Annotated in this window: 25 protein-coding genes; 14 read left to right on the top strand and 11 right to left on the bottom strand. The window is 67.1% G+C overall.

Annotated features, from left to right (window positions below):
- Positions 1-238: 238 nt before the first annotated feature.
- Complete coding sequence (locus OG203_RS00685) at positions 239-2,038, bottom strand: HEAT repeat domain-containing protein (RefSeq protein WP_405163673.1); 1,800 nt, start codon at positions 2,036-2,038, stop codon at positions 239-241.
- 532 nt (positions 2,039-2,570) lie between these two features.
- Positions 2,571-3,278 (bottom strand): SDR family oxidoreductase, encoded by a 708-nt coding sequence (locus OG203_RS00680; RefSeq protein WP_405163672.1) that lies wholly within the window; start codon positions 3,276-3,278, stop codon positions 2,571-2,573.
- A gap of 128 nt (positions 3,279-3,406) precedes the next feature.
- Here OG203_RS00680 and OG203_RS00675 point away from each other — a divergent pair, with 128 nt between their 5' ends.
- A complete protein-coding gene (locus tag OG203_RS00675; RefSeq protein ID WP_405163671.1) occupies positions 3,407-3,907 on the top strand; it encodes a winged helix-turn-helix transcriptional regulator in 501 nt (166 codons plus the stop codon).
- Between the two features lie 59 nt (positions 3,908-3,966).
- Entirely contained in the window at positions 3,967-4,611 is a 645-nt protein-coding gene (gene phoU / locus OG203_RS00670; protein WP_405163670.1) for a phosphate signaling complex protein PhoU, read from the top strand.
- 74 nt (positions 4,612-4,685) lie between these two features.
- On the opposite strand, the gene OG203_RS00665 is transcribed toward phoU, so the two are convergent.
- Entirely contained in the window at positions 4,686-6,059 is a 1,374-nt protein-coding gene (locus OG203_RS00665) for a serine hydrolase domain-containing protein (RefSeq protein WP_405163669.1), read from the bottom strand.
- Positions 6,060-6,255: 196 nt separating this feature from the next.
- On the opposite strand from OG203_RS00665, the gene OG203_RS00660 reads away from it, so the two are divergent.
- The 7 genes from OG203_RS00660 to OG203_RS00630 all read left to right on the top strand — a co-directional run bounded on the left by OG203_RS00660 (position 6,256) and on the right by OG203_RS00630 (position 12,882).
- Entirely contained in the window at positions 6,256-6,849 is a 594-nt protein-coding gene (locus OG203_RS00660) for a YdcF family protein (protein ID WP_405163668.1), read from the top strand.
- Positions 6,850-7,110: 261 nt separating this feature from the next.
- A complete protein-coding gene (locus tag OG203_RS00655; protein ID WP_405163667.1) occupies positions 7,111-7,599 on the top strand; it encodes a DinB family protein in 489 nt (162 codons plus the stop codon).
- A gap of 245 nt (positions 7,600-7,844) precedes the next feature.
- Positions 7,845-8,531, top strand: coding sequence for a hypothetical protein (locus tag OG203_RS00650; RefSeq protein ID WP_405163666.1), 687 nt, complete (start codon positions 7,845-7,847; stop codon positions 8,529-8,531).
- Positions 8,532-9,240: 709 nt separating this feature from the next.
- A complete protein-coding gene (locus tag OG203_RS00645) occupies positions 9,241-10,251 on the top strand; it encodes a hypothetical protein (RefSeq protein ID WP_405163665.1) in 1,011 nt (336 codons plus the stop codon).
- Positions 10,252-10,359: 108 nt separating this feature from the next.
- Positions 10,360-11,043 carry a response regulator transcription factor gene (locus OG203_RS00640; RefSeq protein ID WP_405163664.1) on the top strand — a complete coding sequence of 228 codons (684 nt, stop codon included), beginning with the start codon at positions 10,360-10,362 and terminating at the stop codon, positions 11,041-11,043.
- Positions 11,040-12,263 (top strand): sensor histidine kinase, encoded by a 1,224-nt coding sequence (locus OG203_RS00635; protein ID WP_405163663.1) that lies wholly within the window; start codon positions 11,040-11,042, stop codon positions 12,261-12,263. Before OG203_RS00640 ends, OG203_RS00635 begins: the two co-directional genes overlap by 4 nt.
- 97 nt (positions 12,264-12,360) lie before the next feature.
- The gene (locus OG203_RS00630) at positions 12,361-12,882 is read left to right on the top strand and encodes a DUF2231 domain-containing protein (protein ID WP_405163662.1); all 522 of its coding nucleotides are present in this window, start codon (positions 12,361-12,363) and stop codon (positions 12,880-12,882) included.
- Positions 12,883-12,891: 9 nt separating this feature from the next.
- On the opposite strand, the gene OG203_RS00625 is transcribed toward OG203_RS00630, so the two are convergent.
- Genes OG203_RS00625 through OG203_RS00615 form a run of 3 tightly spaced genes read right to left on the bottom strand, consistent with a single transcriptional unit; the run spans position 12,892 to position 15,921 of the window.
- A complete protein-coding gene (locus OG203_RS00625; RefSeq protein WP_405163661.1) occupies positions 12,892-13,989 on the bottom strand; it encodes a glycosyltransferase in 1,098 nt (365 codons plus the stop codon).
- 28 nt (positions 13,990-14,017) lie between these two features.
- Positions 14,018-15,028, bottom strand: a complete 1,011-nt coding sequence (locus tag OG203_RS00620) for an alpha/beta hydrolase (protein ID WP_405163660.1) — start codon at positions 15,026-15,028, stop codon at positions 14,018-14,020.
- Positions 14,989-15,921, bottom strand: a complete 933-nt coding sequence (locus OG203_RS00615; RefSeq protein ID WP_405163659.1) for a PIG-L deacetylase family protein — start codon at positions 15,919-15,921, stop codon at positions 14,989-14,991. The genes OG203_RS00620 and OG203_RS00615 overlap by 40 nt, the downstream gene beginning before the upstream one ends.
- A gap of 215 nt (positions 15,922-16,136) precedes the next feature.
- Here OG203_RS00615 and OG203_RS00610 point away from each other — a divergent pair, with 215 nt between their 5' ends.
- On the top strand, positions 16,137-17,279 hold the full coding sequence (locus OG203_RS00610) for an alkaline phosphatase family protein (RefSeq protein ID WP_405163658.1): 1,143 nt from the start codon (positions 16,137-16,139) through the stop codon (positions 17,277-17,279).
- Positions 17,280-17,448: 169 nt separating this feature from the next.
- On the opposite strand, the gene OG203_RS00605 is transcribed toward OG203_RS00610, so the two are convergent.
- The 3 genes from OG203_RS00605 to OG203_RS00595 all read right to left on the bottom strand — a co-directional run bounded on the left by OG203_RS00605 (position 17,449) and on the right by OG203_RS00595 (position 20,212).
- Entirely contained in the window at positions 17,449-18,306 is an 858-nt protein-coding gene (locus tag OG203_RS00605) for a hypothetical protein (protein ID WP_405163657.1), read from the bottom strand.
- A 175-nt stretch (positions 18,307-18,481) separates the two neighbouring features.
- Complete coding sequence (locus OG203_RS00600) at positions 18,482-18,865, bottom strand: hypothetical protein (protein ID WP_405163656.1); 384 nt, start codon at positions 18,863-18,865, stop codon at positions 18,482-18,484.
- Between the two features lie 456 nt (positions 18,866-19,321).
- The gene (locus OG203_RS00595) at positions 19,322-20,212 is read right to left on the bottom strand and encodes an alkaline phosphatase family protein (protein ID WP_405163655.1); all 891 of its coding nucleotides are present in this window, start codon (positions 20,210-20,212) and stop codon (positions 19,322-19,324) included.
- A gap of 170 nt (positions 20,213-20,382) precedes the next feature.
- On the opposite strand from OG203_RS00595, the gene OG203_RS00590 reads away from it, so the two are divergent.
- The 4 genes from OG203_RS00590 (at position 20,383) to OG203_RS00575 (ending at position 23,409) form a co-directional block, all read left to right on the top strand.
- Positions 20,383-20,946 carry a superoxide dismutase family protein gene (locus OG203_RS00590; protein WP_405163654.1) on the top strand — a complete coding sequence of 188 codons (564 nt, stop codon included), beginning with the start codon at positions 20,383-20,385 and terminating at the stop codon, positions 20,944-20,946.
- Positions 20,947-20,992: 46 nt separating this feature from the next.
- Positions 20,993-21,691: a histidine phosphatase family protein gene (locus OG203_RS00585; RefSeq protein ID WP_405163653.1), complete on the top strand. Its 699-nt coding sequence runs from the start codon at positions 20,993-20,995 to the stop codon at positions 21,689-21,691.
- Between the two features lie 188 nt (positions 21,692-21,879).
- The gene (locus tag OG203_RS00580; protein WP_405163652.1) at positions 21,880-22,593 is read left to right on the top strand and encodes a GAF and ANTAR domain-containing protein; all 714 of its coding nucleotides are present in this window, start codon (positions 21,880-21,882) and stop codon (positions 22,591-22,593) included.
- A gap of 81 nt (positions 22,594-22,674) precedes the next feature.
- Positions 22,675-23,409, top strand: a complete 735-nt coding sequence (locus OG203_RS00575) for a GAF and ANTAR domain-containing protein (protein ID WP_405163651.1) — start codon at positions 22,675-22,677, stop codon at positions 23,407-23,409.
- A gap of 167 nt (positions 23,410-23,576) precedes the next feature.
- On the opposite strand, the gene OG203_RS00570 is transcribed toward OG203_RS00575, so the two are convergent.
- Positions 23,577-24,311 (bottom strand): hypothetical protein, encoded by a 735-nt coding sequence (locus OG203_RS00570; protein ID WP_405163650.1) that lies wholly within the window; start codon positions 24,309-24,311, stop codon positions 23,577-23,579.
- A 197-nt stretch (positions 24,312-24,508) separates the two neighbouring features.
- Positions 24,509-25,219, bottom strand: coding sequence for a hypothetical protein (locus tag OG203_RS00565; RefSeq protein WP_405163649.1), 711 nt, complete (start codon positions 25,217-25,219; stop codon positions 24,509-24,511).
- Positions 25,220-25,783: the final 564 nt, after the last annotated feature.

The raw sequence follows: 25,783 nt of genomic DNA, 5'->3' as shown, positions 1-25,783 counted from the left end.
CAAGTCGGCAGGGCTTCCGCGCAGCCAGGTAAATCGTGAGTTGCCATGCTTCCGAACAGAAGAAGAACAGATAACATCACCTTACAACTACGCGGCACGTTGGCACCCCGATCGAGCATTTGCCTATCAACGAATCCAGCTCGACCACAACATGTTCCACCATTGCGCGGTAGATCACCGGCCGGTCGCGGCGGCGCCTCGGCGTCGGGCGCGCTGAGGCCGTGCCGGCAGCGCAGAGTCAGCCGTCGAGGCGGCGTGCCGCCTTGGCGGCCGCGTTCCGCACCCGGGGATCTGGGTCATCGAGCAGGCGGTCGAGTACTGCGCGTTGTGTGTGGATACCGCGTGTCGCGATCACATGCGCCGTCGCCGACCGCACCTTGGGGTCGAAATCCTGTGCTGACCGTTCGATACGGTGCGGCATGGTCCAGTCGCGCCGGTGGCCGAGCAGCCGGATGAAGGCGCGGCGCAGTCCGGGGTCGGCGTCCCATGCGCCATGGCCCGGAGATCGGAACGGCCCGGTCATGTCGGCGATGGCACGTCCGGCCGCACTCCGGACCCGCGGCGCACCAGTACTGAAAAGCCGCCACAGGGTCGGCTCGGTGCTCGGATCGGCGATCCGGCCGAGCGCACGCGCCGCATCCGCGGCATGCCGGGTGTCGCACAGCCGGATCAGCGCCGTGCGGGCGCGCTGGTCGCCGTGCCGCACCAGGATCCGGGCGGCCCGGTCACGGACGACCGGGTCGGCATCGTCCATGGCGACGATCGCGGCCCGCACCGCCGCTGTGGTGCTGATCCGGGTGAGTGCGCGCAGGCTGTGATCGCGGGCCTCCGCCACCCCGTCGACGGCCGTCTTCGTCAGAGTCTCGACCGCGTCAGCGGAACCGATCCGGCCAAGGGCGTCGATCCCGGGCGTCCAGTCCGGATGGGCACGCAGTCGTCGGCAGATCGCCGGTTCGGCCTGTGTCGCACGGAGTTTCCCCAGCGCATAGGGTGCCTCATACCACCATTCGCGCTCATCGAGTTTCGCGATGAGATCCGGAATGTGCGCCGCGCCGTAGGTAACCAGCCACTGCGGATCCTCGCGCCACGGCGGGTCGAGGGGCGACAGTGGTCGTTCGCTGAGGGCTTGCTCGGCAGCGGGTCCGCCGATCGTGTACAGCCTGCGGGCCGCTGCGACGCGACACCAGCGCCAGTGCGGCTCGGCGCGCCGCACTATCCGGCCGAGAGCGGCGGCCTCGGCGGACTCGGCAATGGTCGGTGGCAACCCGGTGATCGCGGCTTCTACAACCCCGGGTCGCTCGTCGGTGAGCCGGCTTCGGCGGCGGTCGGCGTCGGGGGTCGCCCTCGTCGCGATCATCGCCTCCCAAAGGTCTTGCGAATCCCACCATTTGTCGGCGAGTCCGGCAGCGTGCGGCGCGCCGCTGGCGGTGTAGATGGCGCCGCGGATCGCGGTGCGGCAGCACTGGCGAAGTTCGGTCTGATAGCCGATGAGCAGCGTGTCGAGAACCCACGGATCTCGTTGCGCCGCAACCTGTCCAGCGAACTCATGCCAGTGCTCTGCCGACCCGGTCGGCGCTGGCACGATCGCGGGTGCCGCGGCGAGCGTGTCCGGTGACGAGGGCGGCAGTCCCAGTTTCTCGCCGAGCAGCCGGTGAGCAGCACACCAGTGCCGATATCGAGACGGCGCGGCGCTGGCCAACTCCGTCAACTCCACGAACCGGATCACCGCTGCCGCGCGCCGGGCGCAGATCCGCCCGATGTACTGGATCGGTAGCTCCTGGGGCCGCTGCCGCAGCATTTCCACAATCTCGACCACGCTGGGCGGGACCCCCCAACGCAGCAACTCCGCCGCACGAACTCCGGCGGTGGGGGCCGCCGACAACCATGCCGCCCACCTGATCGTGGTCGCATCAGCTTGGCTTATCGCGCTGGCTCCGTTGGCAACCCGCCCGACGTACGCCAACAACAGTTGTCCGTCGTACCACAGCCAGCCCTCGTAGATGCGCGCCGCGATGCGCCGTATTCCCTTGTCGTCCACAAGTTCCCATTCAACCCGGTCTCGCGGAATCCGGTACTGCGCTTCGTCGCATCACGTAATCGGCATGCGCGGGCGTTGAGAAGCTGTGCCAGCCAAACCATTCCGGGCACGCGCGCCACACGGCGATATCGCATGTTTTGTCGCCGCGCCGCGTTCTGTTGTCTACGTCGGGATGGCGGGGTTGAGCCGCGATCAGCGATGCGGTGGGTACGGCCGCCTCGGAAGCGCTCAGGTGGCAGACCGGCGCCGATACTTTCGCCATGGATCGTTCTGGCCGAAGTCCTCCCCTACCGCTGCTGCCTCGCCCCCGTGCCTGTTCACGACGTCCCCGCCGACCTTCGCGCGAACGTGCTGGTTCGGCCACTCAGCATCGAGTTGCTCGGCTTCGATGACGGCACCTGAACTGCGGCGGCCACCCTCGCTAAACCCGCGTAAAGGTCCGGACATGCGCGCCTCCAATGGAGATAGACGACTGATGGGTAGTGAGCGCGTACCCGGCGGAACGGATTCCAACCAGTTCAGACGACGTAGTTCAGCCCACGACCAGTTGCGGGTACATGGTTTCGATCGGCGCCGCGAGGTTCTGCTTGACCTGCGCGCTGAGGTCGTCGGCGAGGATTTCGAGTTCACCCGCTTCGACGCCATCGAGCGCGATGCGCACGATATCGGCCGGGTCGTTCTTCGGCACGTCGAGGCGGGCGGTCATCGGGGTGTCGGTGTAGCCAAGGTGCAGTCCGACGACCAGCGTGCCGTGCGGTGCGAGTTCGAGGCGAAGGGAGTTGGTTGCCGACCACAGGGCGGCCTTCGAGGCGCTGTAAGCGTTGCCGATGCCGATCCAGCTGAGCACAGACAGCACGTTGACCAGTACCCCACCGCCATTGCGGCGCAGGATCGGCGCAAGCGTGGTTGCCACGTCGAGGGCGCCGAAGAAGTTGGTGTCGAACAGGCCGCGGATATCGTCGGCGGCGGCTTCGGACAGCGCGCCGGGAGAGCTGGCGCCCGCGTTGTTGATGACGACGGTGACATCGGACGCGATCTCGGCGGCGGCCGCGACCGAGGTGTGATCGGTGACGTCGAGGGCGAGCGGCACGACGCGAGAATCGTTCCACCCGCGCGGATTCCGGGCACTGGCATAAACCTTGCTTGCGCCGCGAGCGAGGGTCTGAGCGACGAACTCTTGCCCGAGTCCGCCGTTGGCACCGGTGATGAGTACGACGGAACCGTCGATGTTGTGCGTCATGACCACGCTTCCCTTTGTCAGCCGATCGACCAGATTCTCTGACTTGCGCTTTGCAAGTCAGATATCGGACGCTAACATGGCTACTTGTCACTTGCAAGTAGCAAGTCATGAGCCGGTGGAGGTGCGAGATGCCCCGTAAGGACATGTCGTCCGGCCCCTGCCCGATCGGGCGTGCGGCCGACGTCCTCGGTGACCGATGGTCGCTGATGATCATGCGCAACGCCGTGCTCGGCCGGACGCGCTTCGACCAGTTCCGCGGCGATCTGGGGATCGCCGACAACATCCTCTCCGCCCGGCTCGCCCGTCTCATCGACGCCGGATTGCTGACGAAAGAGCCCTACCTCGACGGCAACCGGACCCGCCAGCACTACGTCATCACCCCGGCGGGCGTTGCCTTGCGCCCGGTCTTCGAGGCCTTGTCGGTGTGGGCCTGCGAGTTCGTCAATCCCGAGGAACCGGCGACCATGGCCAACACCGTGCACATACCGTGCGGTCAGATCAGCCGGGATCGGCATTACTGCGACACCTGCGAGACCGACATCGAAGACGGCGACGTCGCATGGTTGATGCCCTGGCTCTCCGCATCACCTGTTCCGCTGGCAACCGCCGGGCCGTCCGCAGCGGGCTGAGACACCGGGTGCGACGTCCTGCCGAGGCAGGTCGGGCCGGGGCGGGAGAAGATAAAGGTATGCGCACTCAGTTCCACGACAGTTTGGATCAACTCGCCGCGCAGCTGCAAGTGCTGTGTCGGTGCGCCAGGAGCGTGCTCGAGGCCGCAACCAGCGCACTACTGGATGCCGACCTCGCCAAGGCCGAGCACGCCATCGATATCTGCCGCGATATCGATACCCAGCGCGACGATTGTGAAGCCGCCGCGGTTTCGCTGCTGGCGTTGCAATCCCCCGTCGCCGGCGAGCTGCGTCAAGTCGTCACGGCCATCCAGGTTGTCGGTGACCTGGCAAGGATGGGCACGCTCGCCGAACACATTGCCAACGTCGCCCGCCGCCGCCACCCCGAGCACGCGGTCCCCGAGTCGGTGCGCCCGATCGTGGCGCGGATGGGCGCGGCCGCGATCGCCATGGCCACCAGCGCCGACGAGATCCTGTGCTCCCTAGACCCCCATGACGCGGCCGGTCTCGACGACCAGGACGACATCATCGACCGGCTGCATCACGATCTGCTCACCGCGGTACTCGCCGACGACTGGGCCGAAGGCACCACCGCCGCAGTCGATCTCACCCTCGTCGGGCGCTACTACGAACGCTTCGCCGACCATGCGGTGCAAGTCGGACGCCGCACCGTCTTCATGGCCACCGGCCAGACCCCGGACTAACGGCCGACGGATCAGCAACGCGCGAGCTTTGGACGAATCCGCGCCGACGCCAGCGTCGCGCGACCGCTGATGCCCTAGCCCCGAGCCTGCCGGCCCGCCGGGTCGACACCACCGGGGATGGGTTCGGCCGGTTCGTAGGGTGCGCGGGTGAACACATAGCTCACGAGTTCGAGGCGCTGTGCGGCGTTGTCGGGGCCACGCACGACCTCCATGCGCTCACCGGCGTAGTAGCCATCGAGTCCGGTCCACGAGCCGTCGGCCTCGGGGCGGAACCGGGACTCCCGCCCGCCATGCGAGAGGGCCTTGAGCTCCAGCAGGCCATCGGCCCGCAGGTGCAGCGCGATCGAGGCGGTGCCCCAGTACCAGGTTCCGGTGAGCGCCAACAACTCTGGGTCAACGGTGGGGGCGGGCAGCCATTCTTCGGGCAAGGCCGGTTCGTGCTCGGCCAGGATGTCGAACATCGCGCCGTCCAGTTTGCCCCGGATGCCGCCGTAGGTGGTGTTGGACAGAAACAGCACGCCGGTGCGGTCCTTGGGGTCGGCCCAGACGGTGGCGATGAAGCCGGGCATGGCGCCGGTGTGGCCGGCCAGCCGACGCCCCTTGCGGCGCAGCAGCTGCAGGCCGAGTCCGTACCCGGACTGCCACTCGTCGCCGTCCTGGACCGTGGCGGGCTCGCGCATCTCCGCCACTGTGTCGGCGGCGAGCACATCGCCGCCGTCACCACCGACGAACGCCGCCCAGCGGGCCAGGTCGGCCACCGTTGACCACAGCTGGCCTGCCGCTCCCATCGCCCCGTTGTCGTGCGATGGCTCCGGCAGCGCCACGTCCGCCCACGGGTGCACCGCCCTGCCGGTGGCGTGCGGGGCGGCGGGCAACACTGTGGTGCGGTCCATGCCGAGCGGGACGAGCACCTCGGCACGCAGTGCCGCGAACCAGCTTTCGCCGCGCAGCTGGGCGACCAACTCACCGAGCGCGGCGAAGCCGACGTTGGAATAGTGGAACCGCCGGCCCGCCCGGTGCAACAGTGCTTTGCTGCCCGCGTCGCTGTCCAGGCTGTCGGCGAGCTCGGCCCAGTCCCCGCCCTCGGTGCGCTCCCACCAGTCGCCGGGCGACTCCGCGCGCAGGCCGGAGGTGTGTGAGAGCAGTTGTGCGACAGTCCGATCGCCCAGCGGTGCGCCGGGCACATGTTTGTCCAGTGGGTCGGCCAGGTCGAGTTTGCCTTCGTCGCGCAACCGCAGCACCACGGCGGCCACCATCGACTTGGTGATCGATCCGATGCGGTACTGCGTGTCGGTGGTCGGCCTGCTCCCATCGACCCGGCCCCTGGCCCCCGACCAAGCCAGCTGTCCGTCCCGCACCACCGCGGCGATCAGCGAGGGCACCCGGTACTCCGCTTGCTCGACGGCGACCCGGTGCAACAACGCCCGCTCGGTCGATGGCAACAGCATCCTGCGATATCCCTTCACTCGGACGGACCATCGGGCCGCTGGGCGATATCGGCAGCGCCGTGGTGAGTCGTCCTCAGCGTAACGCCGGTCCGGAGGCAGTTCCCCGCGTGCCACCGGCGATAACGTTGTGCCGATGGAGGGTTCGGCTACCGCGACAACACGGCTCGGAGCGGGATTCGGCAAGTAGAGTCGCCGCATGAGGCGCGGGACGGCATTGGCGGTGGCCGGGGCGACAGTGCTGGTCTGGGGCGAATGGTTGAACTGGCGCTGGTCGCACGCTCTCGTGGCACACAAGGGGGGCAGTTCCGAGGCCGTGGTCGTGTTGGGGTTCAAGAACCGGCAGGCGAGGGCGAACCTCGTCAACCGGTGGCGAGTCCGTGCCGGTCTTCGCTCCATCGATGGGCTGGACACTCGCGTGATCTTCAGCGGGGGTGCGACCAGCGGCGGCGCTACCGAGGCTCAGTTGATGGCCGACTACGCGAAATCGGTGCTCGGGTTCGACGGCACAATGCATCTCGAAGAGCAAAGCAGGACAACGTGGGAGAACATCACGAACGTGATCCCCTTGCTCGAGGACGTCGACCGCATCAAGATCGCCTCCCAACCAGCTCACGCACTCAAGGCCCGCGTGTACCTGCGACGGCAACGCCCCGATCTCGCCGAGCGGCTCGTGCTCGCGAACGACTACCGCCCCGGTGAGTGGTTGATCGTCAAACCGCTACTTGCCCTGTACGGGCTTTGGGCATTGCATGGTCTCGAGGCCGACGATCGTTCATGGTCGAAACACTAACCGTCAGAACAAATCCCGCGCGGTCGGCAGTTCTGCAATCCGGGCCGGAACGGCAAATCCCAATGGGCAGCGGCCGGGCCGAACGCACCACAATGCCGCCGTACGGGCGATCCGCCGGGCCGCCGTCGAGGCTCCAGAACGATTGGCCGCCAACCTATCTCGGATGTCCGGAGCTGCCGAGTTGCGGAGAATTTCGGTGCCGCCATATCCTTCGCCCGGCGAGCTACGCCGATTCAACCCGACCACAGGATCGAGTCGACAATGACCTGGTCGAGACCACGAAACACCATCGGCGATGAACGTCGGCTGCTCGAGCAGATGCTCGACCGCAACCGGGCCGAATTGGCCAACACGCTGCGCGGGCTGTCGGAAGAAGATGCCCGCCGCCGCCTCGTCGCATCGCTGACCACCCCGATCGGACTACTCAAGCACGCTGCGGTCGCTCAGCGGATCTGGTTCCAGCACATCCTGGCGGGACTACCCGAGAGCGAATGCGACGGGGGTACGACGCCGGGCGATGCCAGTTTCGTCGTCGGCGAGAACGAAACGGTGGCCGACGTGATAGCCGAATTCGACCGGGGCAGCGAGCGTTCCCGAGTGATCGCCGCCGACTTCGACCTCGACGACATCCGGACCCACCCTCGCCTCGGCGAGGTAAGCCTGCGGTTCATCTACCTGTTCCTGATCGAGGACTTCGCACGTCACGCCGGGCACGGTGACATCCTGCGCGAGCAGATCGAACATCCGTAAGCATTGTGCGACACGGCAATCCGACTATGGATCGAGGATGGACTTCCTGCCGACGCGCTTGTGTGCAATGTGGCGGGTGCGAGGATTCGGATGGAGTATGGCGGGTTATGAGAGACGAACTGCTACAGCACTGTTGGCGGCTGACGAAGTATGACCCTGCCGACCGCGACGAGAACGGCGCATACATCGGTTCGGCGGACGTGCACAGCGATCATGGTCCGGTGGAGGCGGCGTACTTGGCCGCTGTGGCGGCGTTCGCGGAAGACTCGCGCGTGCACGAGCTCGAAATCCGGGAGCCCGAGGTGGCCTGGATGGTCACTTTCGGCGTCGAGGCCCCCGTCGCGGACTTCGGCCTGAATGGGCTGTTTCCCGACTGGCGGTCCGGGTTCTACGACGGCGCACGGGTTTCGGTGCCGGTGGCTGTCGAACTGGTTCGTGCGATGTTGCGCGACAACGGTGCCTGGTGTCGGCTGGAAGTCGAAGACCGGTTTCTCGTCCACGTGGGTTACGACCAGTACGTGTACTTGGGCAGTGTCGATCCGTGCGAACGAGCGCAGGCGCGGGCGGTCGATCTGGGACTTTTTGTAGAGCCGATCAAGCAGTCGCCGTACGCGGCAGACGACGCGGACTACGCGAATACCGTTGTGGCAGACGATGAATTCTGGAACCGGGTGAAGGCTGCTGTTCCTGTCGGCGGCTCGCTGATGCTCGCGGAGGCGCATGTTGCGAACGACTGGCGTCGGCATCGCATCACCTCGCAGAACCTAGCCCAGGTCCGATCCGAGCTGGGTCCGCGGGCAGAGGTACGAATTTGGGAGCCTTCACCCGACGATGACGACATCGAAACCCCTTGGCCCTTACTGTTCATCGGCGTTCTGCCGGATGCGGATGGGGTGCTGCGGCGCCGCCGAGCGCGGTTGCTGGACGAATGAATCTCGGCTGCCGCGGTTGTTTTGCGCACGACTTGTCGAGCAGCGTCGCCCGCACGAGCCGCACAGCCGAGCTGCTCACTACGGTGCCATGCCCCACCGTCCGCTGAATCCGGGCTCGATCCTGATCACAACGCTGAGGCGACGCATGCATTTCGTGGCTGGAATTCTGCCGCTGTAGCGCGCCATTCGTACCATGCTGCGGCGCGAGTGGCCGAGCGCTCGTTCGAAGCTCAGCCACAACCGCAGGACTTTGGCCGCGGTGGGGTGCACGCGGCAACAGGATTGTTCCACGAGTGATTGTTAGGTCAGCTCCATGCGAGTTAAGGAGCTGGAATGCGTTGCGTCACAGGGCAGTTAACCGTCCGCTGGTTTTTCTGATCAGTCCCGTCGGTACCTGATCAACGGTGCGTCGCCGATCGAGACCGCCGATGGCAAGTCCGCTACTGCTGCGACAGACCTTCGATTCAGCTAAAGACGAAGCGGCAGTTGCCTTTTAGCTCACCTCTCCGACTACGCAGGTCTGCCGAACATCCCCGATGTCGCGTCCCGTGCGGGCCCGGAACGGCCGCGCGACACGCCGGAAGGCAACGCGCAGAGATCATCTCGACAGCGGCAGTGGCGCTCGTCACGTCCCAGCAACGAGCTGGCGGTCCGCACGGCTTATAACGTTGAGGAGTCGAAACGGTAACGATGCGAGCAGATAGGAACGATGAACGAAGAGCAGAAAGGCACCACTGACAAGAAGGACGGCATCAAACCGTCGCAGGTCACCGCGGCAGCCCTCGCGGCGGTCACCGCGGCTTTTCTGGGATCGACGCTGGGTGTGGCCGGCACGGTGGCGGGTGCCGGGATCGCGAGCGTGGTGTCCACGGTAGGCGGCGAGCTGTACCTGCGCTCGCTGAGCAAGACGAAGGCGGCGGCGCAGCGCACCAAGGAGGCGGCGCTGGCGCTGACAGACTCGAATACCCGGCAGCAGGCCGCGCCGGTCCAGCAACCACCGCAGATGCCCGGACAGCGCTCCCGTCCGATACCGCAGAACTGGGCGGGGCGTCCGAACGACATGCCGCCGGGAGTCAGGCAGCAACCCCCGTGGGTGCAGCGGCAGCCCACGTACCACCGGGCGCCAGGAGCCAGTGCCGGACGGTCCGTCGACGGTGAACGCACCGTGATCATTCCCCAACTGAATCCCCAGTCGCCGGGCAAGGGCACCGAAACCGGTGAAGAGCAGGCGCCTCGCCGGAATCGCCTGCACTGGCCGCTGATCATCGGCACCAGCGTGGTGGGATTCGCCATCGCGATCCTGGCGATCACGGGCTTCGAGGGCGTCACCGGGAAGTCGATCTCGGGCGACCAGGTCACCACCGTCGGCCACCTGTGGAGTGGCGTCGGGGGCGGCCAGCCCGACACGCCCCCGACGACCGGAGACGAGACCGTGCAGCCAACCCAGAGCCGGGTGCCGACGACCACGACCGCGCCGAACAGCAGCGACGGCAACAAGCAGCCGACGACGAGCCCGACGAAGTCATCGACACCGTCGACGAGCGCACCGACATCATCGACACCCTCGACAAGCGCACCACAGTCATCGGCACCCTCGACAACCGCGCCGGAGCCATCGAACACATCGCGGACCCCGAACTCACCGCGGAGCAACAGCAGCACCGCCCCGGACGGTGGAAACCAACGTCCCGGCTCGGATGGCGGCACCGGGGACTACTGAGCTGCCCGAATCCCCCTCGTGCGTACCTATTCTTGGAACGCTCTGAGAATTCGCTCCAGGGACTCCGCATGAGAAACGTTGCGGGGGAATCGGTGAGACGCTGGCAGCATGCTCGCTACGGACATCGCCGGACCTCGGGTGTTACTGGTCGAAGACGACCTTCGACTCGCCGAGCTGGTGTCGATGCTGCTTGTCGATGAGGGGTACCGGGTGGAAACCGCCTCGGACGGCCAACGCGGCCTGCACCACGGGTTGACCGAGGAGTTCGAGGTCATGATCATCGACCGGGGACTGCCGGTGCTGGAGGGATTGGACCTGTTGCGCGTACTGCGCGAGCGCGCTGTCACCACGCCCGTCCTGGTGCTCACGGCTCGCGGTGCGGTGGCCGACCGGGTGGCGGGCCTCGACGCCGGGGCGGAGGACTACCTGGTCAAACCGTTCGAGATCGCGGAATTCCTTGCGCGGGTGCGGGCTCTGCATCGTCGGCACCTCGCTGTCGCGGCGTCGATTCCGATCGGTGCGCGTGCGCTGGTGCTGGCGAATCGCACGGTGACTGATCCGCGCGACGCCAACGACGAGGTCACATTGTCCGAGCGCGAGTGCGGACTGCTCGCGATTCTCGCCCGGTCACCCCGGCAGGTGTTCACCCGCGCGCAGCTGCTCGAGCTGGTCTTCGATCGGGCCGACACCATCGGCACGGTCGACACTTACGTGCACTATCTGCGCCGCAAGCTCGGCAGGGAGGTCATCGACACCGTGCGCGGGATCGGCTATCAGCTCGGCCGCCGATGAAGCCTCGCCGACGCGATAGGCAGGCCGCGATACCGACCGAACGAACCGTGCTACGACGCACCGCGCGGGCGGCCGCCGTGCAGTCCGCGCTGACCCTCGCCGCGGTGCTTGTCCTGGTCGGCGTCGTGCTCTACGGCGCGGACGCACACATCCAGCACCGCCAGATCGATGACCAGCTCTCGCAAGTCGCCGCGACCGTCGACGATGTCGACGACCCGCCGCCGGGAATGGCGATCGCTATCGGCGAGCCGAACGGCCGGATCGCCGTCAGCCCACACGCGCCACCGCCGACCGCCGCCGCGGCGACCGAACCGACCGGCTACCGAAACGCGCACGCCGACGGGGTGGACTACCGGGTGCTGGTGGTCGACCAATCCGGTCAGCGAATCGCGGTGCTGCTCGATCTGACGCCCTGGCAGCAGGGCAGGCAGCGGCTGCTGCTCGCCCTGTTGGCCGCCGAGCTCGCCGGTCTGGCCGCCGCTGCCGGTGTGGCCGTTGTGCTTTCGCGCCGCGCCATCCAACCCTTGGCCGACGCGCTCGCCGTGCAACGCCACTTCGTTGCCGACGCCTCACACGAACTGCGCGCACCACTGACCGTGTTGCACACCCGCGCCCAGCTACTGGCCCGCCGCACCGATCTCGACGCGGCGTTGCGCACCCAATTGCGCGGGCTGGTCGTTGACACCCGCGCGCTCGCCGACGTCGTCGACGACCTACTGCTTGCCGCGTCCGCGCGGCACGAGCCAGGCCGCCGTGAGCGGGTCGATCTGGTCCTGCTGTGCCGTGAGGTCCGCGAAAGTGTTGTCGCAGAGGCTGATTCCCGCGGTGTCGCCGTCGATATCGTTGGCCGTCCGGCTGCGGAACTGGTTGCCGACGGCGTCCGCCCGGCGCTGCGGCGTGCGGTCTTCGCGCTCGTCGACAACGCACTGAACCACGAAAAGCGCGGGGGCACCATAACTTTGCGCATCGATCGAGCCGGGGACGAGGTGTGCGTGACGGTCGCCGACACCGGCGCGGGGCTCGACCCCCGCAACGCCGAACAGCTGTTCCGCCGCTTCGCGCACGGTGACGGGCACAGCGCGGGCGTCAGAGCCCACGGGATCGGCCTCGCGCTGGTCCGCGAGGTCGTCGAGGCGCACGACGGGTACCTCACCGTCGGCGGCGCCCCCGGCCGGGGCGCGGCGTTCACGATGCACCTGCCCGGCGCCGCGGCAGGTTGAGCATCGGGTTGTGTTGGTTCCCAGAATCTTCGAAGAACCGGGCAATACGCTGCGCTCGACCGACTGTCATGCATCGCGACCAAGGAGTTGTGCCGTTGTGGGACCCACCACGATCAACGGGCTACCTGCCCACGTCCTGTTCGTTCACATTGTCGTGGTGATGGTGCCGCTCACCGCGCTGCTGCTGGTCCTGTCGGTCCTGTGGCCCGCCGCGCGGCGGCGGCTCGGTGTCATCACTCCGGTGGCGGCGTTGGTCACGCTCGTCTCCGTCCCGTTGACCACCAACGCCGGTGAGTGGCTGGAACACAACACCGCCCGCGACCCGCTGATCCGAGCGCACGCCCATCTCGGTGATCAAATGCTGTACTGGTCGGCAGGGGTGTTTCTGCTCTCGGCCGCGTGGTGGGCCATGCACAACGAGCAGATCCGTCGCCGGCTGCGGCGGCCTGCCGATCGGTCGACGCACTCCGCCGCGAGCAAGACCATCGCCATTGCGGTGGCGGTCGTCGCGGTCGCGGTGTCGCTCGGCTCGGTGGTCGAGGTCTACCGGATCGGCGACAGCGGCGCGAAAGCCGTTTGGCACGACCGGGTCGACTCGGTCGGATCGGCCGATCAATAGCGGTTGTGATCAGTGTCCGACTAGACCTGCCAGCCGGGTGGCGACGGTCGCAGGGGCGGGCATCGCGGCGATTTCAGCGGCGATGAGCTGTGCGTTGGCGGCGAGGGTCGGGTCGGTGATGAGGGTGGTCAGGTGCTGGTGGGTGATGCGCTTGGCGGGGATCGCGAGTCCGGTGCGGCTCGAGGCCACCAGGGTCGCGTTCCAGCCGCGGTCGCCGGGGGCTGGCGTCGCGATCTGCGGGATGCCCGCGGCCAGGGCGGCGTAAATAGAGCCCGCGCCACCGTGATTGAGCATGCCGGTGCAGTACGGGAGGACATCGCTCAGGACTGTCCAGCCGACGGTGCGGACGTTGTCGGGCAGCCGGTGGGCGCGTTCGAGTGGGCGGTTGGGTCGGACGACCACGAATTCGGCATCGACCTGCGGTGCCGCGCGGATCAGCGAGGTCAACATCGCGTCGGGCCCGTCGCCGAGCATGGTGCTGCGAGTGACGAGGATGCGCGGGCGTGTCGGTCTGATGCGCAACCAGTCAACGGAGTCCGGCGCCGGCAGGGAGTACGGCACGTAGCGCATCGGCCAACCGGGGACCGTCACCAGGCTCGGCGGCGCGACCGACAGCACTGCGACGCTTCCGGGCACCTTGGCGCCCAACACTTTCAGCGTTTCGCACGTGATGTCCTCGCCACGGTCGAGTGCGATGTTGTGCAGCACCGTCGGTGCGCCGACGGCAGCGGCGGCGATGGCACCAGAGGCGGCGAAGGGTTCGTGGATTACCAGATCCGGCCGATAGCGGCGGGCAAGCGCGATCAACGCGGCGCTCATCGGGCGGTTGATGCGCGCGAACAGTCGAGCGCCCGCGCGGGCGTCGGCCATGCCCGACAGCGAACGCAGTGCCGCGTGCGGATGCACAAGGTAGGCGCGCACCGACGACCGAGCCAGATTCACCGCGGGCGCCACCGACTCGACGGCGAGTTCGGTGCGCAACGCGGTGGCGGCGTCGCCACCGGTGGCCAGCAACACATCGTTGCCGGTCGATTGCAGATGCAGGGCGAGCGCCATCATGGGGAACGCGTGACCGATCAGCGGGGTGGCGACGAATAGTACACGCACACTTGCCCTTTCGTCCGATCGCGGATAGCTAGCGAGGTGGCGCCAGCGCGCCAGACAACGTCGGCCAACTAGCGGCGAGCTGATCTACCCAATACGGCCAACTGTGCGTCCCCTGCGGGGTGTAGTCGTAGGTGGCCGCGATCGCGGCCTCTTGCAGGTGGGCTTGCAGCGTTCGCGTGCACTGCGCGGTCACGGCTTCGAGCAGTCCACCATTGACAGCGACATCGGGCAGGTTCGGGGTGTCGAGGGTTTCGTGCGGACCCGAAAGACCGGAGCCCGCCGACAGATACACCGTTTTACCACGCAGCGCGGAGGCATGGGCCACGACGTCGTGCGCTGCCCAGTCCGCGTCGTCGGGCGGTCCCCACATGTCCTCGGCATCGCCGCGCTTGGACCCGACGATATACCGCGTCGCAGTCTGCCCAAGCTGGTCGCTGGTTTGGTAGCAGCCGCTGAAGGCAGCCACCGCGCGGTACAGCGGACCGGAGCGCTCGGTCAGCGCCAGCGCCGCGTGTGCGCCCATCGACGGCCCGGCGATCGCATTGACACCATTGCCGTTGAAGGCTTTGTCCAACAGAGGTGGCAATTCGCGCGTGAGCAGCGTTTCCCATTTCTGCCGTCCGTGGACCGGGTCGTCGTTGTGCCAATCGGTATAGAAGCTGCCCGCACCGCCCACCGGCAGGACGACGGCGACGTCTTTGTCGGCAAAGAACTCGACAGCACCGCCCTGCGTAGTCCAATCGTTCTCATCCGGCCGGAGGTTGTCGCCGCCTTCGAGCAGATACACCGTCGGATGCGGCCGCGTTTGATCCGCGGGAAGCAGCACATCGACCTGCACATCGCGACCCATCGCCGGCGAATCGACATACACCCGTAGCCACCGGTCGGTGACGGCGTGAATCCGATCGATGCGCGCCTCGAAGGTATCGGCGTGGCCGACCGGCGCCACGACAAACGCCGCGCCGAACACCACCGCGGCGAGCGGGCGCAACCAGCCTGTCACGGTGTGCGTTGCCCGGCAGTCGAATACCGGCGCCATATCAGTTCACCGCCGCGTCGTTCATGGCTACGTCGAATCATCGACACAATGGCATCTTCCCCGCCGAGCACCGCGGTCTGCGACCGATACTGACGGACCGCGTCGAACTTGATGTCCGCTACATCTTTGCTCAGCACGACAGCGACGGCACTCCACCGCGTCGCGCCGACCCGACCCGACCGTTCGACGAGTGCGTCCGCGGAAGGCCCTCGCACCAGCAGCGACATCGCTTCGAGGGTGATTCCGCTGCCGGGCCGGGCCAAGCCGGGCGCGCCGCGCCAGCCGAACCGAGCGGTGCGCGCGACCGGATGGCGCCGACGGCAGCATTCGGAGAGTGCGTTGAAGTCCTCGTAGTACACGACGCGCTCGTCACCATCGGTGCTGGCCGCGGCCGCGCACATCGCGGCGGCAGCCACCGTGACATGGTCGATGTGATTGCCGATACCCAGCGGCGCGAAGACCACAATGTCCGGGCGAGTAAGCAATTCGATGATCACCGCCTCGATCTCCGCAACGTAGGACAGATCTGCCAATCGGCGGGGAGAACGAAACAGCGGCAGCGGACCCGACGGCAGCGGTTCCCGAAACAGGCGCTCCCGGAAGCCGAGCCGTCGCCCGGCTATCCCCCACACCGCCAGCGCGCGATCGTCCTCGGCCCGCCGGACACCGTAATCGGTGAACGCACGCCGACGCTTACCCTCGACCGATATCGGCGCGCCGTCGGTGAACACGGTCACCACCTCGACCGGAATCCCGGCGCGAATACCTTCGGCGATCAGGCCGCCCACCGCGAGAGCCGCGTCGTCGAAATGCGGCGACAAAACCACGATTCCCGCGGCGCCACAGCATATTTCGGACAGGGACACTCGCAACGGGCGACTACTTCCGGGCATTCGTGCCCTCCCGCCGCCGATCCTGAACACTTCGCTACCAGCTGCCACGGCCGATCCCGGTACCGGCTTCGAAACGGCAGCCGGAAACTGAACGCGACAGCTCCACAGCCAACCGTACCGGCCGCGACCAGGGCTCGAGGCCGGATGATCGACGTGGTCGCCAAGGTTATCCGCAGCGCTGTCATCTGCAGCCATTCGCGACTAGGCTTGCGTGTATGTCGCCCGCCAGTTCGGCAGCACACGTGGTCATCATGGTTCAGGAAAACCACACCACCGACAACTACTTCCGATCAATGCGACCCTTCGGAGCGAATGTCGCAAATGATTGGCCGGTCTCCCCGAATCCACCCGCCGCGGACCATCCGCACGACCGCCACGCCTACGGGAAATGGTTGGCGGCTCAACGCGCAGGCACCACCACCCCGGCGCAGCATCTCCAATTCGACACCACCGCGGTGCTGCCGTTCTATGCCTATCTCGCCGCGACGGGGGCGTTCCTGGAAAACCATTGCTCGGGGTTCGGCACGAATTCCACACCCAACCACCTGCTCCTCGTTGGCGGGCAGTCTCCCACCCTGCGCAACCCACCCCAGGCGGGCACTCAGCCGGTGTGGGATATGCCGTCACTGCCTGGCCACGCCGCCGACCACGGCCTGACGTGGAAGGCATACACCGGCAATTCCGGCTACCCGGTCGAGTTCTACAGTCAACTCAAAGGTTCCGCGAACATCGTGCGCGACAACCGATTCGCCGCCGACGCCGCCGCGGGCACGCTGCCTCGACTGTCCATGATGTGGCACGACACCCCCGCCGACGAGCACCCACCCGCCGATGTGACCCTCGGCCACAACGCCATCTGGCAGGCCGTCGACGCCGTCGTCGCCGCCGGGCTGTGGGACGACACCGTGTTCCTGCTCACCTGGGACGACTGGGGCGGCTACGACGACCACGTCGCCACCCCCGACCTGGAGCACACCGCCGACGGTGTGCAACTCGCCTATGGGCCGCGGGTTCCGCTGCTGATGTTCGGCGGGCACGTCACCCCGGGCATCGATAGCCGCTGGTGCTCACACGTCAGCGTCACCAAAACCGCGCTCGACCTGCTCGGACTACCCCCGCTCGGGGTACAACGAGTCGACAACGACCTCGGCCTCGCCGACCTGGTGAACCCAGCCAACCACGCACCCGCACCACCGCGCTACGGCACCACCATCACCCAACCGACCCCGCCAACACCGCCGCCAACGCCCAACCCCCTCCCGCCGCCGGGCGGCCCGAGCACACCCGTCGGCCCCGTGCTGCTACGTGACGGCACCACTCTCCCACCACCCGACGACGTCCACCTAGGGTCGCCATAACCCCGGCACCAAAACCCTTAGCAGCCAGACGATTCCACCAGCCGAGGCGCATGGTGCAGGACGGCGGCAGCGAATACGACGACGCCGGCCCACGCCACCAAGTCGCCCGGGACGGTATTCACAACGTCCGCACCCCCGGATTCGAACTGGGCTGCTGTTCGAGACTGTATTACCCGGTGCCCGGCGCCCCCTTTGTCGTGTCGGAACTACTCACGAGCGCGGCATCGGAGGCGCGGACGGTCGTTGCGGTGCGACGGGCGCGGTAGGCGAATCCGATGCCGCCGATCAGAATCGCCAGCAGCACGGCCGATGTGCCGTAGGTGCCGAACCCGAGCCCGCCGCTGGCACGCGGTTTGGATAGGAAGTCGCCCATCGTCGCGCCCAGCGGCCGGGTCAGCACGAACGCCATCCAGAACAGCAGCACGCCGGAAACAGGGGTGAGGTAGTGCGCGGCGAGGATCGCCGCCATACCCGCGGCGATCAAGGCGCCGCTGCCCCAGTAGCCCAGTCCTGAACTGTCGGAAAGGTAGTCGCCCAACGAGGTGCCCAAGGTGTTGGACAACAGGATCGCGGCCCAATAGAGGACTTCGCCACGGAAGGTGGTGATGTTCTCGACATCGAAGGTCTGCCTGCTGACCTTCCAGACGGTGAAGACGAGCGTCAGCCCGGCGATGAGCACGATCGCGCCACCGCCGTAGCCGAGCCCGCCGTCGGTCGACGTGCCCGAGCCGGGCCCCCGGTTGATCAGGTCGGACATGGTGGTGCCAGCGGTGCTCGTCGCCGCGATCACCGTCCAGTACAAAGCGGGATGAAATCGGTTGGCCCGCAACTGCGTTGCCAGACTGACCACGAAAAGCGCCAGGAACAGCAGCGACGCCTGCGCGTAGCCGAGCCCCAGTGTCTGCGCGAGCAGGTCACCGCCGGTCTCGCCCAGCGTGGTCGCGGCGATCTTGAGTAGCCAGAACATCGCCGTGATCTGCGGCAGTTTGTAGTCGACGAGCAGTGTCCGAACCGAACTCCGCACCATCCACGCGCTCCATCCCTAGTGCCGGAACTATCCCCTGGACCAAACTTCCGCGTGCAGTGTGCAGTAGCTCCGCTGAGAGCACGCTGAAAGTGTGCCACCCGACACTCAGGTCACTCGGGCAGGTGCTAGCCGAGCCGCGGATGGTTTCGATACTGGGCGGTCCGGTAATTGGTCACTATTTGCCGGTGGGATGGCCGACTGTCGCCAGTGCGGCGGTCCAGTCGGTCGCGATCGCGCTTTGCGCCTGGGCGAGCGGCACTTTCCCGCTGCAGACCAGCGCGTGCAGGCTGTTCTCCACCTGGTCTTTCGGATTGTTCACGCCATCTTTGGACTGGTGGCCCGGCGACGGTGGCTCGACCCAGAGGTTGCGCGCGTCATTGGGATCGCCGCCGAGTTCGAGCGAAATCAGGTGGTCGTACTCCGCCTGGCGTGGATCGCCGGTGTAGCTGTAGGACTGGGCGTTGGCCTTCTTCTCCGCGTCGGTGATCGCCTCGGAGGGACGAATCGACTTGGTGTACCCGGATTTACAGATCGTGTTCGCGAGATTCGACTGCGTCACTTTCGGATTCGACGCCCCCGGTGTACACGCGGGATCCGGCAGCGGTTGACCGGCCGGTGTCAACCGAACGTGGCAACTCCCCGGTGCGGGCTGGGGCTGCACCGTGTAGTTCGTCGGACCTGGGCCGACCGGAATACCTGCCGCGGCAGGCGCCGCCGGCGAGGGGCCCGACCCGAGTTCAGGGGCTGGCGCGGAATTCGTTGGTGTGCAAGCGCTGATCGACAACGCGACCGCCAGCGCAGCCATAGCCAGGACCGGAGGAGGGAGTCGCCGGGGTATGGGAGCGAAGGACCAGCCGTTCGTTGCGCCGGTGTATTGCCCACTGTTGAAACCCATATCATCCTCCGGCTCAATTATGCGATAGCCGAGGCAGATTCGCGACATGCCAGCTGCGCCGAGGTGCCGAAACCGGGAACGACACGCACCGGTCCTGGCGGGCGGCCGATTGGGCATCGTTTATCGTGGCGCGCCTGCGGCGGTCCGCCATACGTCGGTGATCGGGGTTGCGTTGGCCGCGTTCGCCAGCGGCGGTAAGCCGTAGGCGTTTTCGAAGGTGCGTAAGACCGAGTAGTGGTCGATTCGCTCGTTGTATCGGCCGGGATTCACGCCCGCGCCGTAGAAGATGGTCGGGATGCGGTTGACGCCGGTGCCTTCGTCCTCGTCGAAGGTGACGACCAGCAGGCTGTTGTTGGCCTTGGCCCACTCCGCGTAGCCGGACAGGTTCTGGTTCAGCCACCCATCGCCGGTGGCCACTGGGCAGTCATGGATGTCGTTGCACATGTTCGGCGATACGAACGAGACGGTGGGCAGCTGGGCGTAGTCCGAGGGAAACGCCGAGTACGGCACATTCGACGTGGCCGCGACATTGTCGAAGTTCACCCAGCCGTTGTGTTTGCGCCGGTAACTGCCGCCGCTGCCGCTGCACCCGGTGTAGCCGGCGTTCGGCATGTCCTCGGAGTAGCCGATGAACCGAAGCCCGGCCTTGCCGAGCTGGTTGCCGAGGTTGTCGACGCCCTTGAAGTTGTGCGGGCAGCTGTCGCTGGTGACGCCCTGGGTGTCGCCGGAGAACAGTGCGATGTAGTTCGGCTGGCTGGGGTGGGTGATGGCGTGCGAGTCGGTGAACAATGCGCCGTTGTCGGCGAGCTTGTTGAAGTAGGGGGCGTCGGTGCTGCCGATGACGGCGTCGTACCCCTTGTTCTCGAACATCACCATGACGATGTGATCGAACGTCGGGACGGTCGTGGCGTCCGCACCGGCAGCGGCCGGGTTCAGGGCGGCCGATGCGGCCAGGGCCACGGCCCCGGCGAGGACGGAAAACACTTGGGCGAGTTGGGGAATCCGTACCATGACGCTCCTCGCGACGGTGGCGATCCGCGATCGCCGTAACCAGCCTCGCGCGTCGCCACTTCCGCGTCCAGCCCGGCTCGAGTGGGGAAGTCGTGTGGTGCCAGTCCGGTGCGGCGATTCCCCAAACGGACGCATTGACGTGGTCTGTTCCCTCGGCGGAGCCTGATCGCATGAATTACAAGCCATTCGTCCTCGGCGCCATTGCCGCCGCTCTGCTGACTCCTGCGATACCCGCGGGTGCCTGCGGACCCGTCGTGACCGAGGGCACCTTCGCGCCCTGGCAGGACGGCGCCGTCGCCGTCACCTACGATCAGACGCTCGCCCCCGCTGGCAGCCATGCCAAGGTCGTCATCGACAGTGACGACGAGCAGACCACGGCCACCCTGACCGTCACCGGCCTGCTCCCCAATCGCGTCTACGGCTCACACGCACACCTGAAGTCCTGTGGCGCGAAACCAGCTGACTCCGGCTTCCACTATCAGAACGTGGAGGACCCGAACGCCAAGGGCAAGATGTCCATGGACGCGAAATACGCCAACCCGCACAACGAGCTCTGGCTCGACTTCACCACCGATGAGCACGGCAACGCCACCCAGGTATCCACCGTCGAGTGGACCTTCCGCAAGAGCGAACCCGCCTCGATCGTCGTGCACGAGAAGAAGACCGACACCACCGACGGCAGCGCTGGCATGGCCGGCGCCAGGGTCGCCTGCCTGAGCATCCCGCTCCCCTGAGTCAGCGCCGGGCGTGGGTGCGTCAGCGCTCTGCTAGCGTCGCCGCATGCGGGCGAAGCTGGATCGACGGACCATGTTCGCGGCGTTGGGCGCCGGGGCCATGACGATCGGGCTGACCGCCTGTGGTGGTGGCGCGAAGCCTGCGCGGGGCACCCCGGCACCGATCCCGGCGGGTGTGGGTGCGCTGCCGGATACGGTGATGATCATCCGGCACGCGGAGAAGCCGACCGGTTCGGGCGGCCCGCGCGGCGTCACCGAGGACGGCGACAAGGACAAAGAATCCCTCACGGTGCGGGGATGGGCTCGGGCCGGGGCGCTGGCAGAACTGTTCGACCCCAGGGCCGGAGACGGCTCCCCCGCTCCGCTGCGTGTGGGGTTGTCCAGGCCCGTAACGCTTTTCGCTTCGAATCCGGGTGGTGACGGCAGTAAACGTCCGCAACAGACCGTGACCCCGCTCGCGCAAGCGCTGTCCGTCTCGGTGGACACCCGGTTCGCGAAGGGGCAGGAGGCCGAACTCGTCGCGGCACTGCCTGGTACCAACGGCCCGGTGCTGATCGCCTGGCAGCACGAGAGCATCGGCGCGATTGTCGAGCACCTGGGTACGGTCGATCCCACTCCGCCGAAATCCTGGCCGGGCGAGCGTTTCGACATGGTGTACGTCTTCACCCACCGCGGCGATGGCTGGGGTTTCACCCAGATCCCCGAAATGCTGTTGGCCGGAGATTCCCCGACGCCGATCTCGTGACCCGGACGGAAGCCGTCGGCGCCGGTTCTGCTGGGGGTAACATCAAGGCTGCTGTTGCCACGACTGCCCGCCCGGCGTTCGATGTCGCCGAATGGAGGCGCGTTTGACTTGGCCGGTCCATACCCGATAGTAATCGGCGGAGGCATCACGAAATCCGTTGGGGCCATGACGATCTCCGAGTCGGCGTCATGACTGCCGTTGAGCCGTCACGATTCTTCGCGGCGTTGGCGACGGTGCCGGATAACGTCGGCGGGGCGGGACGGATATGCCAGGCATGCTTGCGGGTGCTGGCGTTCGAGCGGGCGGCGATCGCGGTGAACGTCGAGAGCACCGGATGGGAAGTGTTGTGCGCCAGCGACTCTGTCGCCGAGCGGATCGAAGGGCTGCAAGCGACAGTGGGTGAAGGCCCCGGTATCGAGGCGGCGATCAGCGGGATCCCGGTGTTCGTCGACGACTTCGCGCTGATCTACCGGCGGTGGCCGTTACTCGGTGCGGCACTGGACCTTTCGGACCGCGGCGCAATGTGCGCGTTGCCCTTGCAGGTCGGCGCGGCGCAGGTGGGCGTGCTTGATCTTTATCACCACGAGCCAGGGCTGGAACGCGCGGATTGGGCAGCGGCGTTTTCGGTGGCGAGGATGGTCACGGTGATCCTGCTCGGGGACGGCCACGCCGACGGAAACGGCGCGGATGTGGCGTTGGGATCGTGGTGGGATCCGCAGCCGCGCGCTCAGGAGATCCACCAAGCCAGCGGGATGATCGCCGCCCAGCTCTCGATTTCCGTGCGGCAGGCGTATGGGCGGTTGCAGGCACGCGCGTTCGCCGACGATCGCACGCTGGCCGACATCGCCCACGATGTGGTGACGCGCCAGTTACGGTTCGACCCCGCCGCCGAGGAGTCCTGATGAGCACCCATCGTGCCGAGCGGCACGCAGACCACCTGCCGGAATTCCCGCAGGCCACAGCATGATGTAAAGGAGGATCTGATGGCGGAGCGCGAAGGTCCGTTGGTAAAGGCGTTCGTGGAACTGGCAGACACTCTCGTCGCCGACTACGACGTGATCGAACTGGCACAGCGGCTGGTCGACGACTGCGTGCGACTGTTGGCAGTCGACGCTGCGGGCATCCTGCTGCGCGCGCCCGAGGGTGGATTGCAGGTGCTTGCCTCGACCAGCGAGCAGACCAGGCTGCTCGAGCTGTTTCAGGTGCAGTCCGAGGCCGGACCATGTCTACAGGCCTACGGCACGGGGAAAGTCGTTGTCGTCGAAGATCTTTCGGAGCTGGTTGACCGGTGGCCGGCATTCGCCGAGCGTGCGCTCGCGGAAGGGTTTCGCGCGGTATGCGCGGTGCCGATGCGGCTGCGCGACGAGCGAGTCGGCGCGTTGAATCTGTTCTCCACCGCCACCGGGGCGCTGACGGCGGCGGATCTGACCGTTGGGCAGGCACTGGCCGACGTGGCCACGATCGGGATCCTGCACCAGCGTGTGGTGACCCGCACCGAAGTGGTCAACCGGCAACTTCAGCTGGCGTTGAACACCCGGATCATTATCGAACAGGCCAAGGGCGTGCTCTCCGAACGCAGCGGACTGAACATGGACGATGCCTTCAAGCAGCTGCGGACCTACGCGCGCAGCAACAACCTGCGCCTGTCCGACTTCGCTCGTGGCATCGTCGACGGCACCGCCGATGCGGGCATAGTGATCCACCGACCGGCACCGTAACTTCGTCCCGGCGCGAATCATGTTGACACGCAGCGACTATGACCGGTCGGCGGTGTGCGGGTAGCACCTGCCCAGGTGGCCGGGTTGTGAGCCAGGCGACGCCGGTTTCGGTCACACCGCACGACCAGGCGGTGTGACCGGGGTCAGGTTGTCGATCGCCCTCCTACTCAGCCGTGTGTACCGGCCACGCATCCGGAGCCGGCACCCGGTAATCCACCGTTGCCGCCACCGAGGGAGCCGTGTCCGCCATTGCCGCCATTGCCGCAACTACCGGCGATGCCCGCGCCGGTCCGGGTGCCTGAGGCGCCGCCCGTACCGCCGTCGCCGCCATGGCCGGTCGTGACGGTTCCGCCATTGCCCCCGGTTCCGCCGTTGCCGCCATTGTTGGAGGCACCGGTTGCGGCACCCCCAGCTCCGCCGATGCCACCGAGGCCGCCTTGACCGGCATTGGCAGCTCCGCCTGCCCCGGCTACGCCGCCGGCGGCACCGGGTCCGCCAGCGGCTGCTCCTGCCCCGCCTGCCCCGCCGATGCCCCCTTTACCGCCGGGGCCCGAGGCACCGGATCCGCCGATACCGCCTGCTCCGCCTACTCCGCCGAGGGATCCAGCGCCCGCGCCGAGGCCACCGGCGCCACCGGCCCCACCGGCACCACCGGTTCCGAGCAGGATGGCAGCGCCGCCGTTGCCGCCGCGGCCGCCAGGGCAGCCGAGGCCGCCTGCGCCACCAGGTTGGCCGGCCTGGCCGTTCGGGTTGACTGTCGTGCCCGCGGCGCCGTTGGCGCCGTCGAGGTTCGGGCACGCGGCAAATGCCGGTGGCGCCACGGCGAGCATGGTTCCCGCGCTGAGTACGAGGCCGCCCACGAGGGCGGCGATGCGGGTTCGGGTGGTGCGAGTTGTGGTCATGGTGGTACTCCATCTGGTTGAAAGTTCGCGTTCTGCATGCCGTGGCGAAGTTCGCCGCAGGCGATGCAATTCGGCACAAAATGTGGTTTCGCTGATTTTCAGGACCGTCATGCGATGGCCTGTTGGAGTCGCCGACCGGCGGTGCCTGGCCACACCGCGTGGTTGCGGTGTGGCCGGCGTTATCTATCTGGGCCGAATCAGCAGGAACCGCTGCCGCTGCCGCCGCCGCCCGGAGCGCCGTTCGGCACGCCTATGCCGCCCGCGCCGCCCGCACCGCAATGTCCGAGGGTGCCGGTGCCGGTTTTGGCTCCGCCGTTGCCGCCGCCACCGCCTGCGCCGCCGGTCCCGGCGGGACTAGCTCCGCCGTGACCGCCGTTCGCAGCGGCACCGCCGTTGTTGCTGACACCGGAGGCGCTGCCGCCGTCACCGCCACGGCCACCTTTACCGCCGGTATCCGGTTTTTGGGCGTCGCCGCCGATCCCGCCGGCTCCGCCGGGAGCGCCGCCGCTGCCTGCGACAGCGCCTGCGCCGCCAGCACCGCCGTCACCGCCAGCACCGCCGGATCCCGCGGTGGGTCCACCGAGTCCGCCGTTGCCGCCGAGCCCGCCGTTGCCCATGAGCCCGAGCCCGCCGACGCCGCCGTTGCCGCCGGAGCCACCTGCTCCGCCGCCGTAGCCGGCTCCGCCATTACCGCCGTTGCCGCCCGGACAGTTGGCGGTGCCGGGACTGCCGTTGAGTCCGGCGTTGCCGGCTGGGTGCGACGCCGTGCCTGGGGCGCCGTTGGCGCCGTTGATGGGTGAGCAGGTGGCGAATGCCGGTGGGGCTATTGCGATCATGGCGCCTGCGCTGAGTACGAGACCGCCGAGGAGAGCGGCGACGCGTGTTCGGGTGGTGCGGGGTGTGGTCATGGTAGTGCTCCATTGCTAATGCGGATGTCGGCGTACCGGCACCGGCTTGGTGCGCGCTCTTTCTCATGCCGAGGCGAAATGTCCGGCATTTCGGGGAATTCTCCGATTCGATATGGAGAAGTATGTGAATACGCCGCGCTAGAGCGTATTCACCGGCTTGTCCCGTTCATCTGACGAGCCGATCCATGCCGAGTCGTCTCCGTCAGCGTTGCCGGAGAACGGAATTCGTCATGGGATGTCGTTCGCTGATGTTCAGCACTGCCCTGGCCTGATGGCATTATCGAGGCCATTTCGGACGGCCGCTCGGCCGAGTGTGCGCTTGCCGCACACCTCAGGTGGGGATCCCTTCGAGGCGGGAGCACCACAATATCGGCGAAATGAAGTACTGAATTTACGAATTAACCACCCATGCTCGAACTCCTCTGGCGACAGCGAAAACAAGCCTGATACGGCCGAGGTCTGGGGCGGTGAACTCACCCTACGCCACCCAAGCCGAAATTACTATGAAGTCGGCACCAGCACAGCCACTTCCGAGCTCATATCACCAATTCCATGTGGACGCAA

Origin of the sequence: Nocardia sp. NBC_01499, from assembly GCF_045040275.1 — a bacterium.
Lineage (GTDB): Bacteria > Actinomycetota > Actinomycetes > Mycobacteriales > Mycobacteriaceae > Nocardia.
Note: the sequence above shows the minus strand (reverse complement) of the source record. Positions and strands in the feature narration are given on the sequence as shown.

Excerpts from the sequence above, each read along its gene's own strand:
- OG203_RS00660 (WP_405163668.1), top strand. The coding sequence starts at position 6,256 with ATGAGGCGCGGGACGGCATTGGCGGTGGCCGGGGCGACAGTGCTGGTC.
- OG203_RS00605 (WP_405163657.1), bottom strand. The coding sequence starts at position 18,306 with ATGGTGCGGAGTTCGGTTCGGACACTGCTCGTCGACTACAAACTGCCG.
- OG203_RS00610 (WP_405163658.1), top strand. The coding sequence starts at position 16,137 with ATGTCGCCCGCCAGTTCGGCAGCACACGTGGTCATCATGGTTCAGGAA.
- OG203_RS00675 (WP_405163671.1), top strand. The coding sequence starts at position 3,407 with ATGCCCCGTAAGGACATGTCGTCCGGCCCCTGCCCGATCGGGCGTGCG.
- OG203_RS00575 (WP_405163651.1), top strand. The coding sequence starts at position 22,675 with ATGGCGGAGCGCGAAGGTCCGTTGGTAAAGGCGTTCGTGGAACTGGCA.
- OG203_RS00680 (WP_405163672.1), bottom strand. The coding sequence starts at position 3,278 with ATGACGCACAACATCGACGGTTCCGTCGTACTCATCACCGGTGCCAAC.
- OG203_RS00590 (WP_405163654.1), top strand. The coding sequence starts at position 20,383 with ATGAATTACAAGCCATTCGTCCTCGGCGCCATTGCCGCCGCTCTGCTG.
- OG203_RS00595 (WP_405163655.1), bottom strand. The coding sequence starts at position 20,212 with ATGGTACGGATTCCCCAACTCGCCCAAGTGTTTTCCGTCCTCGCCGGG.
- OG203_RS00635 (WP_405163663.1), top strand. The coding sequence starts at position 11,040 with ATGAAGCCTCGCCGACGCGATAGGCAGGCCGCGATACCGACCGAACGA.
- OG203_RS00570 (WP_405163650.1), bottom strand. The coding sequence starts at position 24,311 with ATGACCACAACTCGCACCACCCGAACCCGCATCGCCGCCCTCGTGGGC.
- OG203_RS00565 (WP_405163649.1), bottom strand. The coding sequence starts at position 25,219 with ATGACCACACCCCGCACCACCCGAACACGCGTCGCCGCTCTCCTCGGC.
- OG203_RS00620 (WP_405163660.1), bottom strand. The coding sequence starts at position 15,028 with ATGGCGCCGGTATTCGACTGCCGGGCAACGCACACCGTGACAGGCTGG.
- OG203_RS00640 (WP_405163664.1), top strand. The coding sequence starts at position 10,360 with ATGCTCGCTACGGACATCGCCGGACCTCGGGTGTTACTGGTCGAAGAC.
- OG203_RS00665 (WP_405163669.1), bottom strand. The coding sequence starts at position 6,059 with ATGCTGTTGCCATCGACCGAGCGGGCGTTGTTGCACCGGGTCGCCGTC.
- OG203_RS00580 (WP_405163652.1), top strand. The coding sequence starts at position 21,880 with ATGACTGCCGTTGAGCCGTCACGATTCTTCGCGGCGTTGGCGACGGTG.
- OG203_RS00655 (WP_405163667.1), top strand. The coding sequence starts at position 7,111 with ATGACCTGGTCGAGACCACGAAACACCATCGGCGATGAACGTCGGCTG.
- OG203_RS00585 (WP_405163653.1), top strand. The coding sequence starts at position 20,993 with ATGCGGGCGAAGCTGGATCGACGGACCATGTTCGCGGCGTTGGGCGCC.
- OG203_RS00645 (WP_405163665.1), top strand. The coding sequence starts at position 9,241 with ATGAACGAAGAGCAGAAAGGCACCACTGACAAGAAGGACGGCATCAAA.
- OG203_RS00615 (WP_405163659.1), bottom strand. The coding sequence starts at position 15,921 with ATGCCCGGAAGTAGTCGCCCGTTGCGAGTGTCCCTGTCCGAAATATGC.
- phoU (WP_405163670.1), top strand. The coding sequence starts at position 3,967 with ATGCGCACTCAGTTCCACGACAGTTTGGATCAACTCGCCGCGCAGCTG.